Here is an 840-nt window from a genome sequence, read left to right as displayed (position 1 = left end):
CTAGAGTGCGGACTCAATAGCGCGTAACCAGATCCTTGTGGAAGCAAGGGCGATGGCTGCGAGAAAGTTGGTCGCATGTTTGTCGAAGCGGGTGGCGATCCGGCGGAACTGTTTGAGTTTGCAAAAGAACCTCTCTACCAGATTGCGCTGGCGGTAGATGTCGCGGGAGATGCTGCGCTGGAGGCGGACCCGGCTTTGCGTCGGGATATGCGCCTCGCCCCCGCGTTCGGCCACAAAGCGCACCAGCGCCATGCTGTCGTAGCCGCGATCTGCCACCACTTGCGATGGCGGCAGCGCGGCGAGCAGCAGGGGCGCGGTGGTCTTGTCGGACGCCTGCCCCGGCGTGAGCATCAACTTGACCGGCAAGCCGTCCTGATCGACGACGGCGTGGATCTTGGTTGTCAATCCGCCACGAGAGCGGCCGATGGCGTGATCCGCGTCCCCTTTTTACCCCCGGCCGCGTGCTGGTGGGCGCGGACGATGGAGCTGTCGATCAGTTGCATCGACTGCGGCGACCGACAGGCGAGTTCCTCAAAGATTTTCAGCCAGATGCCACGCTTGGACCAGCGGTTGAACCGATTGTAGATCGTCGTGCAGGGGCCATAGCGCTCGGGCAGATCGCGCCAGGGCGCACCGGTCCGCAGAACATAGAAGATCCCGTTCACGACGCGCCGGTCGTCCACCCGACGCTTGCCTCTGCCCGGCCGCGGAAGCAGCGGTTCGACCAGCCGCCATTCCTCGTCGCTCAGATCGTAGCGCGCCATGCTTCCCTCCTGCCTCTGGCAGAAGTGAATCACGACAGCGCACAAACCGGAATCCCCTATTGAGTACGAACCCTAG

At 63.2% G+C, this 840-nt stretch carries 1 protein-coding gene; it reads right to left on the bottom strand.

All coding sequences use genetic code 11. The annotated features are described in order from the left end of the window. A protein-coding gene (locus E3D03_RS20995; protein ID WP_263568553.1) for an IS5 family transposase occupies positions 1–764 on the bottom strand; the annotation gives its coding sequence in 2 pieces (ribosomal slippage) (positions 1–449 and positions 449–764; 765 coding nt in all). Positions 765–840: the final 76 nt, after the last annotated feature.

This window comes from Paracoccus sp. DMF, from assembly GCF_004407025.1.
GTDB classification, from domain to species: Bacteria; Pseudomonadota; Alphaproteobacteria; order Rhodobacterales; family Rhodobacteraceae; genus Paracoccus; species Paracoccus aminovorans_B.
This window is presented reverse-complemented; position numbering and strand designations above follow the sequence as displayed.